This window comes from Rhizobium sp. RSm-3, from assembly GCF_001854685.1.
Lineage (GTDB): Bacteria > Pseudomonadota > Alphaproteobacteria > Rhizobiales > Rhizobiaceae > Rhizobium > Rhizobium ecuadorense.
The window spans coordinates 122,270-135,433 of the sequence record NZ_MAWZ01000007.1 but is presented as its reverse complement, the minus strand read 5'-3'; the positions used below and the strand labels follow the sequence as shown (position 1 = coordinate 135,433).

The window sequence follows — 13,164 nt, the reverse complement described above, 5'->3', positions numbered from 1 at the left end:
TGCGAACCGGGAGGACGACATGACGAAATCCGGCACTATCCGCACCGGCATCGGCGGCTGGACCTTCGAGCCCTGGCGCGGGCATTTCTTTCCCGATGACCTGAAACAGAAGGACGAGCTGAATTATGCCAGCCGCCAACTGAAGGTCATCGAGGTCAACGGCACCTATTACAGCACCCAGAAGCCGGCGGTCTTTGCCAAATGGGCAGCCGACGTGCCCGACGGCTTCATCTTTTCACTGAAGGCAACGCGCTTCGTCACCAATCGGCGGGTGCTGGCCGAAGCCGGGGAATCGATGGAGCGGTTCCTGTCATCGGGAATCAGCGAACTCGGCGATCATCTCGGGCCGCTGCTCTGGCAGTTCGCGCCGACGAAGAAGTTCGATCCGGACGATTTCGAGGCCTTCCTGAAGCTGTTGCCGGCAAAGCAGGACGGGCTGGCGCTGCGCCATGTGGTCGAGGTCCGGCACGATTCCTTCAAGGTGCCGGAATTCGTGGCGCTGCTGGCGAAATACGGCGTGGCGCCGGTCTGCGCCGAACATTTCGAATATCCGATGATCGCCGACGTGACGGCCGATTTCGTCTATGCCAGGCTGCAGAAAGGATCGGACGATATTGCAACCTGCTATCTGGACAAGGACTTGAAGGCCTGGGCAGAGCGGCTCGAGACCTGGGCCGAAGGCAAGGTTCCCGACGATCTGCCGCTGATCGATGAGGGGCGCAAGGTCAAGGCCGAGCCGCGCGACGTCTTCGCCTTCATGATCCATGAGGGCAAGGTGAACGCGCCGCATGGGGCGATCGCCCTGCAGAAATTGCTCCAGCGATAAGTCGAGCTAAAGCGGCAGTACCGCCAGCGCGAGCTCTTCCGCCGTCAAGCCCTTGCCGGCGCGTTGCCCTGCCTCTCCGTGCAGCCAGACGCCGGCAGCCGCGGCCTCGAAGGCCGGCAGGCCCTGGGCGAGCAATCCGCCGATGATGCCGGCGAGCACATCGCCGGAACCAGCAGTGGCAAGCCAAGCGGGAGCGTTGGTGTTGATCAGCGCGCGGCCGTCCGGCGCGGCGATCACGGTATCGGCGCCTTTGTAGACGATCGCGGCATTGGCGCGGCGGGCAGCGGCTATGGCCTTGTCCACCTTCCCCAGCCCATCGTCGCCGCCGATATCGGGAAAGAGCCGCGAAAATTCGCCCTCATGCGGCGTCAGTACCAGTCGCGGCTCGCCCTGGAAAAGATCGAAAAGCTGCTGCGGATCGTCCTTGAACGAGGAGATGCCGTCGGCATCGAGCACGAGATGGCGCTCGGCAAGGGCCGAGACGAAAGCGCGCGCCCTGGCGCCGATGCCGAAACCGGGGCCGAGAACGAAGGTCTGCAGCCGCTTGTCGGCGAGCCAGTCTTTGAGGTCGGCCTCGTCGTCGATCGCATGCAGCATGACGGCGGTGAGATGCGCGGCATTGGCAGCCATCGCCGCGCGCGGCGCTGCAATCGTCACCAGGCCGGCGCCCGCCTTCAGGCCCGAGGTCGCCGACATGCGCGCGGCCCCTGTCTTGTCGGCTTCGCCTGAGAAGACGACCAGATGGCCGCGCTTGTATTTGTGGGTTTCCAGCTGCTCGGCGGGCAGCACGGCTTTCCAGGCATCCGGCCCGTTCTCGGCGACCGTGCCGGCTGCCTCGGCCCGGATGATGCGGGCCGGAATGCCAATATCGAAGACCTCCAAGTCACCGCAAAACTCCCTGCCCGGCATCAGCAGATGGCCGGGCTTGCGGGTCATGAAGGTGATGGTGTTGCAGGCGCGGAAGGCGGCCCCTAGCACCCGGCCGGTGCGGCCATCCAGGCCGGAGGGCAGATCGACGGCAAGCACGGGAAGACCCGCCTCGGCGACCCGCTCGATCACCGTGCGGACATCGGTCGGCACCTCACGGCTAAGCCCCGCACCGAACAGGCCGTCAATGACGACGTCGCCGCTTTCGGGACGATAGAGGTGGAGCGGTTCCCCCCGCAGCGTGCATCCGGCTTTCGCGCGGGCCGCATCGCCCTTCAGCCTGGCGGGATCGCCGAGATGGAAGAGCGCCACCGGAGCCCCACTCTTCTGCAGATGCCTTGCCGCCACATAGGCGTCGCCGCCATTATTGCCGGGCCCGCAGAGCACGACGAAGCGCAAAGCTTCGGGATGAAGACGCAGGGCGGCGGCGGCGGCCGCGGCACCTGCCCTTTCCATCAAGGCGAAGGAATCGATGCCGGAGGCGGCAGCGGCAGCGTCGACCGCAGCCATTTCGGCAGGCGTGAGAAGAAGGTCGGATAGCTGGTGACTCATTGGCCTATTCAATCAAAAAACGCCTAAAAAACAACCGCTGGAAACATCAAAGAAAAGAACCTATTTTATGCAATTGCCTATATTTTCACCCCCAAGACACGTGGTTGCGCGACTCCTAAAACAAGGGTCTTTTTCGATTTTCGATAGGATTTTGATCGATGGACCGAGTTTTCCCGCTGATTTATCACCAAACCGACATCAGAATCTCCGCAAATGCAGCGGTTTCGGCAAAATCCGCGAATTTTTTTAAGAAGATGGATTTCAAACTGGCACGATATCTGCATCATATCCGGCGAGCGGGAAAATTCCTGCCATAACGGGAGAAGCGGAGAGACATTTTCTCATGAAAAAGATCGAAGCGATCATTAAGCCTTTCAAGCTGGACGAAGTGAAGGAAGCTCTTCAGGAAGTCGGGCTGCAAGGTATCACGGTCACAGAAGCCAAGGGCTTCGGCCGTCAGAAGGGTCACACGGAACTTTACCGCGGAGCTGAATACGTCGTCGATTTCCTGCCGAAGGTGAAAGTCGAAGTCGTACTGGCCGACGAAAACGCGGAGGCCGTCATCGACGCGATCCGCAAGGCGGCGCAGACCGGCCGTATCGGCGACGGAAAAATCTTCGTTTCCAACGTCGAAGAGGTTATCCGTATCCGCACCGGCGAGACCGGCATCGACGCCATCTGACCCACTTTGCCAAGCGCGCAAAGTTCGATACGGTCAGCGCAGCCATGTATTGTCATCGTAAATCGGAGGAAGGTATTTAATGGCGACCGCAAGCGAAATTCTGAAGCAGATCAAGGAAAACGACGTGAAGTTCGTCGATCTGCGCTTCACCGACCCGAAGGGCAAGCTGCAGCATGTGACGATGGACGTTGTCTGCGTCGACGAGGACATGTTCGCTGACGGCGTGATGTTCGACGGCTCCTCGATCGGCGGCTGGAAGGCCATCAACGAGTCCGACATGGTGCTGATGCCCGATACCGAGACGGTGCATATGGACCCGTTCTTCGCTCAGTCGACCATGGTCATCGTCTGCGATATTCTCGATCCGGTTTCCGGCGAGGCTTACAACCGCGATCCGCGCGGCACCGCCAAGAAGGCCGAAGCCTATCTCAAGGCATCCGGCATCGGCGACACGATCTTCGTCGGCCCGGAAGCCGAATTCTTCGTCTTCGACGACGTCAAGTACAAGGCCGATCCCTACAATACCGGCTTCAAGCTCGATTCGACCGAGCTGCCGTCGAACGACGACACCGATTACGAAACCGGCAACCTCGGCCATCGCCCGCGCGTCAAGGGCGGCTATTTCCCGGTTCCGCCCGTCGACAGTGCCCAGGACATGCGTTCGGAAATGCTGACGGTTCTCTCCGAAATGGGCGTCGTCGTCGAAAAGCATCACCATGAAGTCGCCGCCGCCCAGCACGAACTCGGCATCAAGTTCGATACACTGGTGCGCAACGCCGACAAGATGCAGATCTACAAATATGTCGTGCATCAGGTGGCCAATGCCTATGGTAAGACGGCGACCTTCATGCCGAAGCCGATCTTCGGCGACAACGGCTCGGGCATGCACGTGCACCAGTCGATCTGGAAGGGCGGCAAGCCGACCTTTGCCGGCGACGAATATGCCGGCCTCTCCGAGAGCTGCCTCTACTACATCGGCGGCATCATCAAGCATGCCAAGGCGATCAACGCTTTCACCAATCCGTCGACGAACTCCTACAAGCGTCTCGTCCCGGGCTATGAGGCACCGGTTCTGCTTGCCTATTCGGCCCGCAACCGCTCGGCCTCCTGCCGCATTCCGTTCGGCACCAATCCGAAGGCAAAACGCGTCGAAGTCCGTTTCCCGGATCCGACCGCAAACCCCTATCTCGCCTTCGCCGCCATGCTGATGGCCGGCCTCGACGGCATCAAGAACAAGATCCATCCCGGCAAGGCCATGGACAAGGATCTCTACGACCTGCCGCCGAAGGAACTGAAGAAGATCCCGACCGTCTGCGGCTCGCTGCGCGAAGCGCTCGAAAGCCTCGACAAGGACCGCAAGTTCCTGACGGCCGGCGGCGTGTTCGACGACGACCAGATCGATGCCTTCATCGAGCTGAAGATGGCAGAGGTGATGCGCTTCGAAATGACGCCGCATCCGGTCGAATACGACATGTACTACTCGGCCTGATTGGCCTGAACACGGAAAGTCCCGGTCTCCGGGGCTTTCCCCTCCCAGGGTCATGGACGCCAGCAGGAGGATATGACGTTCATGTGACGCGCTTGCGCAAAAATCTTGATTTGCGCGGCACCAATCACCAAATTTGGTGATGAAAGGAAGTCGTACCATGAAAGAAAGAGTAGCAAAGTTCAGTATCGGCGAAGTGGTCCGGCACAAGGTTTTCCCGTTTCGCGGCGTCATCTTCGACGTTGATCCGGAGTTCGCGAATACGGAGGAATGGTGGAACTCCATTCCGGCCGAGGTGCGCCCGAGCAGAGACCAGCCCTTCTATCATCTGCTCGCCGAAAATGACGAAAGCGAATATGTCGCTTATGTCTCCGAGCAGAACCTGATGAACGACGAAAGCGGCACGCCGCTTCGCAACCCACAGATCTACCAGATTTTCGATCAGGCCCCGTCAGGGCAGTTCAAACCCAAGATGAGCTTCGCCCACTAGATCGGTTGATTCACAGCATGAACAAGGCCTCACCTCTCCCAGCGAGGCCTTTTCTGTTGGTTGCAAATGCAGCGTTTTGCTGGGGAGCCCCTCATCCGGCTGCCGCCACCTTCTCCCCGTAAACGAGGCGAAGGAGATATGCTGCGACCTCTCCGTCCCTCGCCGACATCCTGCGTGGCACGTCCCCTCTCCCCGTCAAAACGGGGAGAGGGTTACGGTGAGGGGCAAATCCGGGGCGTAAACCGGGCCACGGCGCAAAGCCGAGGAGAGACAGAGACCCATCAATAAAAAACCCGGCCTGAAGCCGGGTTTCCAATTCAATATGGCGGCAGGATTACTGCGCCTTGGCTGCCTTCTGGGCGTCTTCCAGCTTCTTGCGGGCTTCTTCGGCCTTCTTCTGCATGCCTTCCTGCAGGCTGCGCTGGCTTTCAGCGAGCTTCGATTCGGAAACCGGTTCGCCGTCATAAGCGCCGGTGAAGCCTTCGAGCGAAATCTTGATCGGGTTCGGGGCGCGGCGGAAGTTGATCGAGGTCAAGATCACGTCGCTGCCCTTCTTGAGGCTGGCGATCATCGCATCGGTCAGCGGGACCTCGGCGGTGCACTTGTCCGGCAGGCAGACGGCGTAGTCGAGTTTCTGGCCCTTGCCGCCGTCGATCTGCATGATGACGCCCGGGGGGATCAGGCGAGCTGTCGGAACCGAGACCTGCAGGAGCTTGCGGTTGATCTTGCCGGAGACCGAGATCAGGCCAACGGCCGTGACGAGCTGGCCGCCATTGGCGAGGATCAGGTTCTGGACAACACAGATGTCGTTGTCTTCCTGCTTGCTGCAGGTTTTGTACCAGCCGAGCCTCGGCGCACCGGCGGCCTGTGCCTGGCCATCGGCGGGAGCTGCCGCTTCCTGGGCGAAGGAGGAGACCGGAGCCGAAGCGGCGCCGAACATCACTGCCAGAACGGACAGCGCTGCCCGCATTTTCTTTTCAGACTTGAACATCATAACGAATTCCGTCTCCTGATATCCGTTCAGGACAGCGACTTGCCGCCCCAACCTCGGGTCGTTCGGCACCCACCTCTTAAAAAAATAAGGCAAATGCATGACCCCGAAACTTCGGGTTCACCTGTTACATCGCAGCGTTCAAGATATCCAGCATTTCTTTGGCAATTTGACGAGCATTTCGTCGCGATGCCAAAGAAATCGCCGCTTTGTGTTGGAATCGCTCGACCCCATGATAATCTCCGCGGTGAATCATGCCCGTTTTCGTGGTCGCAAGGATTGCCGAATGCTCCGGATCGTCGTCCCCCTCGTCCTCTCGCTGCTGTGCGGCGCTGCCGCCGCCGAGCCGCTGTACGGCATTGCGACGCGTGGCGCGCCAGCCTTGCCGGCTGATTACAAGCACTTTCCTTACGTCAATCCTGACGTAAAAAAGGGCGGCAAGATCACCTATGGCGTCGTCGGCACCTTCGACAGCCTCAATCCGTTCATCGTAAAGAGTAATCGCACGACGGCGCGCGGCATGTGGGATCCGGAATATGGCAATCTCGTCTACGATTCGCTGATGCAGCGCTCCAGGGATGAGCCTTTCACGCTTTACGGCCTGCTGGCCGAGACTGTGGAATGGGACGACGCCAGGAGCTTCATCCAGTTCAACCTCAATCCGAAGGCGAAATGGGCCGATGGCCAGCCGGTGACGCCCGAAGACGTGATATTCACCTTCGAACTGATGCGCGACAAGGGCCTGCCGCGTTACACGACCCCCCTGAAAACCGTCGCCAAGATAGAAAAGGTGGGCGAGCATAGCGTGCGCTTGACCTTCAACGACCAGGCTAACCGCGAGACGCCTTTGATTTTGGGCCTTTTCCCGGTGCTGCCGAAACATGCGGTCGATCCGGAAACCTTCGACCGCACATCGCTGACGCCGCCGCTCGGTTCCGGTCCCTACAAGGTGAAGACGGTGAAACCCGGTGAGAGCATCACCTATGAGCGTGATCCGAATTACTGGGGCAAGGACATTCCCGCCAAGGTCGGCACCGACAATTACGACACGATCACCGTCCAGTATTTCCTGCAGGACACGACATTGTTCGAAGCCTTCAAGAAGGGTGATGTCGACCTCTATCCCGACGGTAATCCCGGCCATTGGGCCAATGCCTATGATTTCCCCGCCGCCACCTCCGGGGCCGTGATCAAGGATGTGTTTACGCCGAAACTCCCAAGCGGCATGCTCGGCTTCGTGTTCAACACGCGCCGGCCGATCTTCGCCGACTCGAAGGTGCGCGAGGGCCTGTCACTGGTGTTCGATTTCGAATGGGCGAACAAGAACCTTTATTCCGGCGCCTATAAGCGCACCCAGAGCTTCTGGCAGAATTCCGAGCTTTCGAGCTTCGGCGTTCCCGCCGATGAGAGGGAAATTGCCCTTCTCGGGCCGATCAAGGACAAAATTGCGCCCACGATTCTCGACGGAACCTATAAGTTGCCGGTCACTGACGGTTCCGGCCGCGACCGCAATGTGCTGAGGCAGGCGGTCGAACTGTTGAAACAGGGCGGCTATACCATCCAGGGTGGCAAGATGATAGACGCCTCGGGTCATCAGCTCGCCTTCGAAATCCTGACGCAGAATGCCGATCAGGAGAAACTCGCCATTGCCTATCAGCGTTCACTGCAAACGATCGGGATTACTGTTTCGATCCGCACCGTCGACGATTCGCAATATCAGAGCCGAACCAACAGCCGTGATTACGACATGATCATCAAAGCCTATGTGTCCACGCTGTCGCCTGGAATAGAGCAGCTCGGTCGCTGGTCTTCGGCTCTGCGCACAAAGGAGGGTAACGACACCTTTGCCGGCGCCAACGATCCCGATCTCGACACGCTGATTGACCATCTGCTGAGGGCGCGCTCGACCGAGGACTTCATCGCGGCGGTGCGTTCCTATGACCGACTGCTGCTGTCCAGCCATTACGTGCTGCCGCTCTATCATATCGGCCAGCAATGGGTGGCGCGCAGCAAGCGCATCGGCCGTCCCGACACGGTGCCGCTTTACGGCTACCAGCTGCCGGTATGGTGGGATACGAGCGTGCAATAAGAAGAGCCGAATCGGGCCGGCTGAAACGTCTCCGTTCTGAGGCGCATGGAATAAGGAAGATCATCATGGAACGTATCACTATCGACGTCGTCTCGGATGTCGTCTGCCCCTGGTGCTATCTCGGCAAGGCGCGGCTGGAACTCGCCATCGCCGAAGTGCAGGACGAAATCGGCGTCGATATCAACTGGCGGCCGTACCGGCTCAATCCCGATTACCCCAAGGAGGGCGTCGACCAGAAGAAGGCGCTGGCGCAGAAGCTCGGCGGCGAGGAGCGCGTAGCGCAGGCCCATAAGATGCTCACCGATCTCGGCCGCGAGGTGGGCATCGCCTTCGATTTCGAGGCGATCAAGATCGGGCCGAACACACTCGATGCGCATCGACTGATCCACTGGGCGATGATCGAAGGCCGCGAGAAGCAGGACAAGGCCGTCGACGCGCTGTTCAAGGCGAATTTCGAGGAAGGCCGCAATGTCGGCGACCATGCGGTGCTGCTCGATATTGCCGAAAAGGCCGACCTCGACCGCTCGGTCATCGCTTCGCTGCTTGCCTCCGATGCCGATCGCGATCTGATCGTCGCGGAGATCAAGGCGGCGCAGGAGATGGGCGTCAGCGGCGTGCCGTTTTTCATCTTCGACCAGCAATATGCCGTCAGCGGCGCCCAGACGCCCGACGTGCTGGCCAACGCGCTGCGCGATATCGCCAAGGCGAAGGCCGAGGCGCGATCCGGACTCAACTAGCAGGCGGCAATGGCCGGGCAACGGCCTTTGCTTCATCCCAGGACCGGAATGCAGCGCACCTCGGTTTTACCGAATTGGCGATGAAACATTCGTCGTGGGCGCGATGATGCAGGCTTTCGAGCTCGCTTAGCGAGGGCTGCTTGTCGCCGGAGAAGACGACATGCGGCCGCAGCGTCACGACGGTCATGGCGAGGCGGCCGTCGGTATTCTTCTCCATAATGCCCTCGGCGGCATCGGTGTAGCTGTCGACGCAGAATCGCTGCTTTGCCGCGATCGAGAGGAACCAGAGCATGTGGCAGCTGGAGAGCGAGGCAACGAAGGCCTCTTCCGGATCGATGGCATCCTCGACAGAGTAAGGCAGCGGAACGACGTGGGCTGACGAGGATGCGCGCAACTCGATGCCGCCGTCGAAGCCCCAGCGGTGGGCGCGGCTGTAACGATTGTCGGTGAAGGTCTCGCCGTTCCGCTTCCAGGCGATCGTTGCGCCGTATGTCGCCATGCCCGTCTCCTTCCGATCTCTTTGTTCCTCACGCATTCCGGACGCAAAACCGCTTCGCACTTTTGCTGGAACTGCTTCTATTTCGCCATCTCGGCCAACTGCGTCATGATCACGGCGGCGCCCTGCAGGCGTTTTTCCGGGGTCGGCAGATCGCGGGTCAGGAACAGGCTGTGGTCGGGGCGGATCTTCGCCATCGTGCCCTGCCTGCCGATATAACCGACGAGATTTGCCGGGTTCGGGAATTCCTTGTTGCGGAACTGCACGACGACGCCCTTCGGGCCGGCATCGAGCTTTTCGACATTGGCGGTGCGGCAGAGCGACTTGATGTAGACGATCTTCAGGAGATGCTGGACCTCGATCGGCATCGGCCCGAAACGGTCGATCATCTCGGCGCCGAAGCCGTCGATCTCCTTGAGTTCGGTGATCTCGCCGAGACGGCGGTAGAGCGCCATGCGCAGATGCAGATCGGGAACGTAACCCTCAGGAATCATCACCGTCGTGCCGACGGAGATTTGCGGCGACCAGCCGGTGTCGTGGATTTCGTCTACACCCTTGACCTCGGCGACCGCCTCTTCCAGCATCTGCTGATAGAGTTCGAAGCCGACTTCCTTGATGTGGCCCGACTGCTCTTCGCCGAGCAGGTTGCCGGCGCCGCGGATATCGAGATCGTGACTTGCCAGCTGGAAGCCGGCGCCGAGCGTATCCAGCGACTGCAGCACCTTCAGCCGGCGGTCGGCCGTTGCCGTCAGCACCTTGTTGACAGGCAGGGTGAAGAGCGCGAAAGCGCGCACCTTCGAGCGGCCGACACGGCCGCGCAACTGGTAGAGCTGGGCGAGGCCGAACATATCGGCACGGTGGACGATCAGCGTGTTGGCTGTGGGCACATCGAGGCCGGATTCGACGATAGTGGTCGACAGCAGCACGTCGTAACGGCCTTCGTAAAAGGCGTTCATGATGTCTTCGAGTTCGCCGGCCGGCATCTGGCCATGGGCGACGGCGACCTTCAGCTCCGGCACATCCGACTGCAGGAAGGCATGCACATCGGCGAGGTCGGCAAGCCTCGGGCAGACGTAAAAACTCTGGCCGCCGCGATAATGCTCGCGCATCAGCGTCTCGCGGATGACCAGGCTGTCGAAGGGGGAGATGAAGGTGCGCACGGCCATGCGATCGACCGGCGGCGTGGTGATCAGCGACAGTTCGCGCACTCCGGTCATGGCAAGCTGCAGCGTGCGCGGGATCGGTGTGGCCGACAGCGTCAGCACATGCACGTCGCTCTTCAGCTCCTTCAGCCGCTCCTTGTGCTTGACGCCGAAATGCTGCTCCTCGTCGATGACGAGCAGGCCGAGATTGGCGAATTTGATACCGGCGCCGAGCAGCGCATGGGTGCCGACGACGATATCGGTCTTCCCCTCCGCCACCTCCTTCTTGGTCAGCGCCAGCTCTTTGGCCCCGACAAGACGGGAGGCCTGCTGGACGCGCACCGGCAGGCCGCGGAAGCGCTCGGAAAAGGTCTTGAAATGCTGGCGGGCAAGCAAGGTCGTCGGCACGACGATGGCAACCTGGACGCCGTTCATCGCGGCGACGAAGGCGGCGCGCAGCGCCACTTCGGTCTTGCCGAAGCCGACGTCGCCGCAGACGAGGCGGTCCATCGGCCGACCGGCGCCGAGATCGGAGCGTACCGCGTCGATGGCGTTATCCTGGTCCTCGGTCTCATCATAGGGGAAGCGGGCGGCAAATTCGTCGTAAAGGCCATCCGGCGTCGTCAGCATCGGCGCGTGGCGCGTCAGCCGCTCGGCGGCGATGCGGATCAGGGCATCGGCCATGTCGAGCAGGCGCTTCTTGAGCTTGGCCTTGCGCATCTGCCAGGCGCCGCCGCCCAGCTTGTCGAGCTGGGCCTCGGTGCCCTCGCCGCCGTAGCGCGAGAGAAGATCGATGTTTTCGACCGGCAGGAAGAGCTTGGCCTCGTCGGCATACTGCAGTTCGAGGCAGGCATGCGGGGCGCCTGCCGCCTCGATGGTCTTCAGCCCGATGAAGCGACCGATGCCGTGTTCGGCGTGGACGACGATCGAGCCCTCGTCGAGGCCGGCAACCTCGGCGATGAAATCGGCGGCGCGCTTGCGGCGCTTGGAGCGGCGCACCATGCGGTCGCCGAGGATATCCTGCTCGCCGATGACGACGAGATCGCCCGCCTCGAAACCGGATTCGAGATTGAGCACAGCGGCTGCCGCCTCGCCTTTGCCCAGTGCGCCGACATCTTTCAGCGCCTCGACCGGCTTCACCTTTTCCAGGCCGTGTTCATTCAGCACCTGCAGCAGGCGCTCCAGCGAGCCTTCCGTCCAGGCGGTGACCAGCACTTTCGCTCCGCCGGCGCGGCGGTCGGCGATATGCTTGACGACGACGTCGAAGATGTTGATGCGTTCGGCATCGCCGCCGCCCTCGGCATTCGAGCGGGCCCAGCGCTGGCCCTGGCGGGCGTCGATATTGACGACCCGCCTCGCCTCGCCTTCGATCTCGTTGAAGGGGCTGATGCGGATCGCACCGAGCGCGTCGAGGGTTTTGGCGAAAAGCTTGCTGTCGAGATAGAGCTGGCCCGGCGTCACCGGCTTGTAGGGCGTGCCCTGCGCCATCTGGCCCTTGGCCGGCTGACCGGAATTCAGGCGGGCGTCGTAATAGTCGAAAACCAGCTTGGAGCGCTCCTCGGCTGCCTCACGCACCGTATGGTCGGTGACAACTCGGAAGCCGCTGAGATAATCGAAGACGGTGTCGAGCTTCTCGTAGAAGAGCGGCAGCCAGTGTTCCATGCCAGGATAACGGCGGCCTTCGGAGACGGCGAGATAGAGCGCGTCATCGCGTGTCGTCGCGCCGAACGCCGAGAGGTAATTCTTGCGGAAGCGGCTGATCGTATCGGGCGTCAGCGTCACCTCGCTCATCGGATTGAGATCGAGCGAGCGCACTTGGCCCGTGGTGCGCTGGCTCGCCGGATCGAAGCTGCGGATCGATTCCAGCGTATCGCCGAAGAAATCGAGGCGGACAGGCTCTTCCGAACCCGGCACGAAGACGTCGAGAATGCCGCCGCGCACGGCATATTCGCCGACTTCGCGAACGGTCGCGACGCGGTCGAAGCCGTTGCGCTCCAGGCGGCCGGCGAGATCGTCCATGCGCAGCTGGTTGCCGGGACGAGCCGAAAAGCTCAGGCTTTCGATGACATCCTGCGGCGCCACCTTCTGCAGCATGGCATTGGCGGTGACGAGCACGATGGCCGCATGCGGCTTCTTCCGGTGGGCAATGAGGCCGCCGAGCGCGGCCAGCCGGCGGGCCGAGGTATCGGCGCTCGGCGAAACGCGGTCATAGGGCAGACAGTCCCAGGCCGGCAGGGTCAGAACCGGAATGTCGGGGGCGACGAAGCCCAGCATCTGCTCGAGATCGGCCATGCGGTGGCCGTCCGATATGACATAGGCGACCGGCTCTCCCGCGCGGGCGAGTTCGGCGAGCAGCAGCGGTTCGAGGCCGACAGGCACATTGCCGATCGTCAGCGGCTCGGCAATGGCCGCAAGCTTCTTCGCATCAAAACCAGGGATCATTCCGGCGTCCTGAGGGGCTTGTCGAAATCGGGCGTATAGGCGGCAAGGCGGGCAAAGATCGGTGTCTGGAAACGCTCAGGCACAGGCCATGTTCCCATGATCCAGCGCACCAGATCATTGTCTTCCTCAGCCATGATCGTCTCGAATTCGTCGAGCTCGGCTTCCGAAAGCGTCGCGATCTCGGCTTCGGCGAACTGGCCGAAGACCAGATCCATCTCGCGGATGCCGCGGTGCCAGCAGCGGAAAAGGATCCGGCGGCGGCGCGGGTCGAGACCGGCACTGGTGAGCGTGACACCTGTCATGG

Annotated in this window: 10 protein-coding genes and 1 pseudogene; 6 read left to right on the top strand and 5 right to left on the bottom strand. The window is 61.4% G+C overall.

Annotated elements, in window-relative coordinates:
• Window positions 1-19 precede the first annotated feature (19 nt).
• Window positions 20-826, top strand: a complete 807-nt coding sequence (locus BBJ66_RS10080; protein ID WP_071086829.1) for a DUF72 domain-containing protein — start codon at window positions 20-22, stop codon at window positions 824-826.
• 6 nt (window positions 827-832) lie between these two features.
• On the opposite strand, the gene BBJ66_RS10075 is transcribed toward BBJ66_RS10080, so the two are convergent.
• Complete coding sequence (locus BBJ66_RS10075) at window positions 833-2,305, bottom strand: bifunctional ADP-dependent NAD(P)H-hydrate dehydratase/NAD(P)H-hydrate epimerase (RefSeq protein WP_071086757.1); 1,473 nt, start codon at window positions 2,303-2,305, stop codon at window positions 833-835.
• 343 nt (window positions 2,306-2,648) lie between these two features.
• Here BBJ66_RS10075 and BBJ66_RS10070 point away from each other — a divergent pair, with 343 nt between their 5' ends.
• The 3 genes from BBJ66_RS10070 to hspQ all read left to right on the top strand — a co-directional run bounded on the left by BBJ66_RS10070 (window position 2,649) and on the right by hspQ (window position 4,963).
• Window positions 2,649-2,987, top strand: a complete 339-nt coding sequence (locus tag BBJ66_RS10070; RefSeq protein WP_003539626.1) for a P-II family nitrogen regulator — start codon at window positions 2,649-2,651, stop codon at window positions 2,985-2,987.
• A 79-nt stretch (window positions 2,988-3,066) separates the two neighbouring features.
• The gene (gene glnA / locus BBJ66_RS10065) at window positions 3,067-4,476 is read left to right on the top strand and encodes a type I glutamate--ammonia ligase (protein WP_003559365.1); all 1,410 of its coding nucleotides are present in this window, start codon (window positions 3,067-3,069) and stop codon (window positions 4,474-4,476) included.
• Between the two features lie 157 nt (window positions 4,477-4,633).
• Complete coding sequence (gene hspQ / locus BBJ66_RS10060; RefSeq protein WP_003539613.1) at window positions 4,634-4,963, top strand: heat shock protein HspQ; 330 nt, start codon at window positions 4,634-4,636, stop codon at window positions 4,961-4,963.
• A gap of 334 nt (window positions 4,964-5,297) precedes the next feature.
• Here hspQ and BBJ66_RS10055 read toward each other — a convergent pair whose 3' ends face one another.
• A complete protein-coding gene (locus BBJ66_RS10055) occupies window positions 5,298-5,957 on the bottom strand; it encodes an invasion associated locus B family protein (RefSeq protein ID WP_049735500.1) in 660 nt (219 codons plus the stop codon).
• A 283-nt stretch (window positions 5,958-6,240) separates the two neighbouring features.
• On the opposite strand from BBJ66_RS10055, the gene BBJ66_RS10050 reads away from it, so the two are divergent.
• Both BBJ66_RS10050 and BBJ66_RS10045 read left to right on the top strand, forming a co-directional pair.
• Window positions 6,241-8,043 carry an extracellular solute-binding protein gene (locus BBJ66_RS10050; protein WP_071086755.1) on the top strand — a complete coding sequence of 601 codons (1,803 nt, stop codon included), beginning with the start codon at window positions 6,241-6,243 and terminating at the stop codon, window positions 8,041-8,043.
• Window positions 8,044-8,108: 65 nt separating this feature from the next.
• Complete coding sequence (locus BBJ66_RS10045; protein WP_071086753.1) at window positions 8,109-8,780, top strand: DsbA family oxidoreductase; 672 nt, start codon at window positions 8,109-8,111, stop codon at window positions 8,778-8,780.
• A 32-nt stretch (window positions 8,781-8,812) separates the two neighbouring features.
• Here BBJ66_RS10045 and BBJ66_RS10040 read toward each other — a convergent pair.
• From BBJ66_RS10040 to BBJ66_RS10030, 3 genes and pseudogenes are all read right to left on the bottom strand, one after another.
• Window positions 8,813-9,279: pseudogene (locus BBJ66_RS10040) on the bottom strand (OsmC family protein).
• 77 nt (window positions 9,280-9,356) lie between these two features.
• Window positions 9,357-12,860, bottom strand: a complete 3,504-nt coding sequence (gene mfd, locus BBJ66_RS10035) for a transcription-repair coupling factor (protein WP_071086751.1) — start codon at window positions 12,858-12,860, stop codon at window positions 9,357-9,359.
• Window positions 12,857-13,162, bottom strand: coding sequence for an FAD assembly factor SdhE (locus tag BBJ66_RS10030; RefSeq protein WP_049735505.1), 306 nt, complete (start codon window positions 13,160-13,162; stop codon window positions 12,857-12,859). Before BBJ66_RS10030 ends, mfd begins: the two co-directional genes overlap by 4 nt.
• Between the last annotated feature and the right edge of the window lie 2 nt (window positions 13,163-13,164).

Bases quoted from the DNA above. Each gene is read 5' to 3' on its own strand.
- BBJ66_RS10045 (WP_071086753.1), top strand. From the start codon at position 8,109: ATGGAACGTATCACTATCGACGTCGTCTCGGATGTCGTCTGCCCCTGG.
- BBJ66_RS10030 (WP_049735505.1), bottom strand. From the start codon at position 13,162: ATGACAGGTGTCACGCTCACCAGTGCCGGTCTCGACCCGCGCCGCCGC.
- BBJ66_RS10080 (WP_071086829.1), top strand. From the start codon at position 20: ATGACGAAATCCGGCACTATCCGCACCGGCATCGGCGGCTGGACCTTC.
- BBJ66_RS10055 (WP_049735500.1), bottom strand. From the start codon at position 5,957: ATGATGTTCAAGTCTGAAAAGAAAATGCGGGCAGCGCTGTCCGTTCTG.
- BBJ66_RS10075 (WP_071086757.1), bottom strand. From the start codon at position 2,305: ATGAGTCACCAGCTATCCGACCTTCTTCTCACGCCTGCCGAAATGGCT.
- hspQ (WP_003539613.1), top strand. From the start codon at position 4,634: ATGAAAGAAAGAGTAGCAAAGTTCAGTATCGGCGAAGTGGTCCGGCAC.
- glnA (WP_003559365.1), top strand. From the start codon at position 3,067: ATGGCGACCGCAAGCGAAATTCTGAAGCAGATCAAGGAAAACGACGTG.
- BBJ66_RS10070 (WP_003539626.1), top strand. From the start codon at position 2,649: ATGAAAAAGATCGAAGCGATCATTAAGCCTTTCAAGCTGGACGAAGTG.
- BBJ66_RS10050 (WP_071086755.1), top strand. From the start codon at position 6,241: ATGCTCCGGATCGTCGTCCCCCTCGTCCTCTCGCTGCTGTGCGGCGCT.
- mfd (WP_071086751.1), bottom strand. From the start codon at position 12,860: ATGATCCCTGGTTTTGATGCGAAGAAGCTTGCGGCCATTGCCGAGCCG.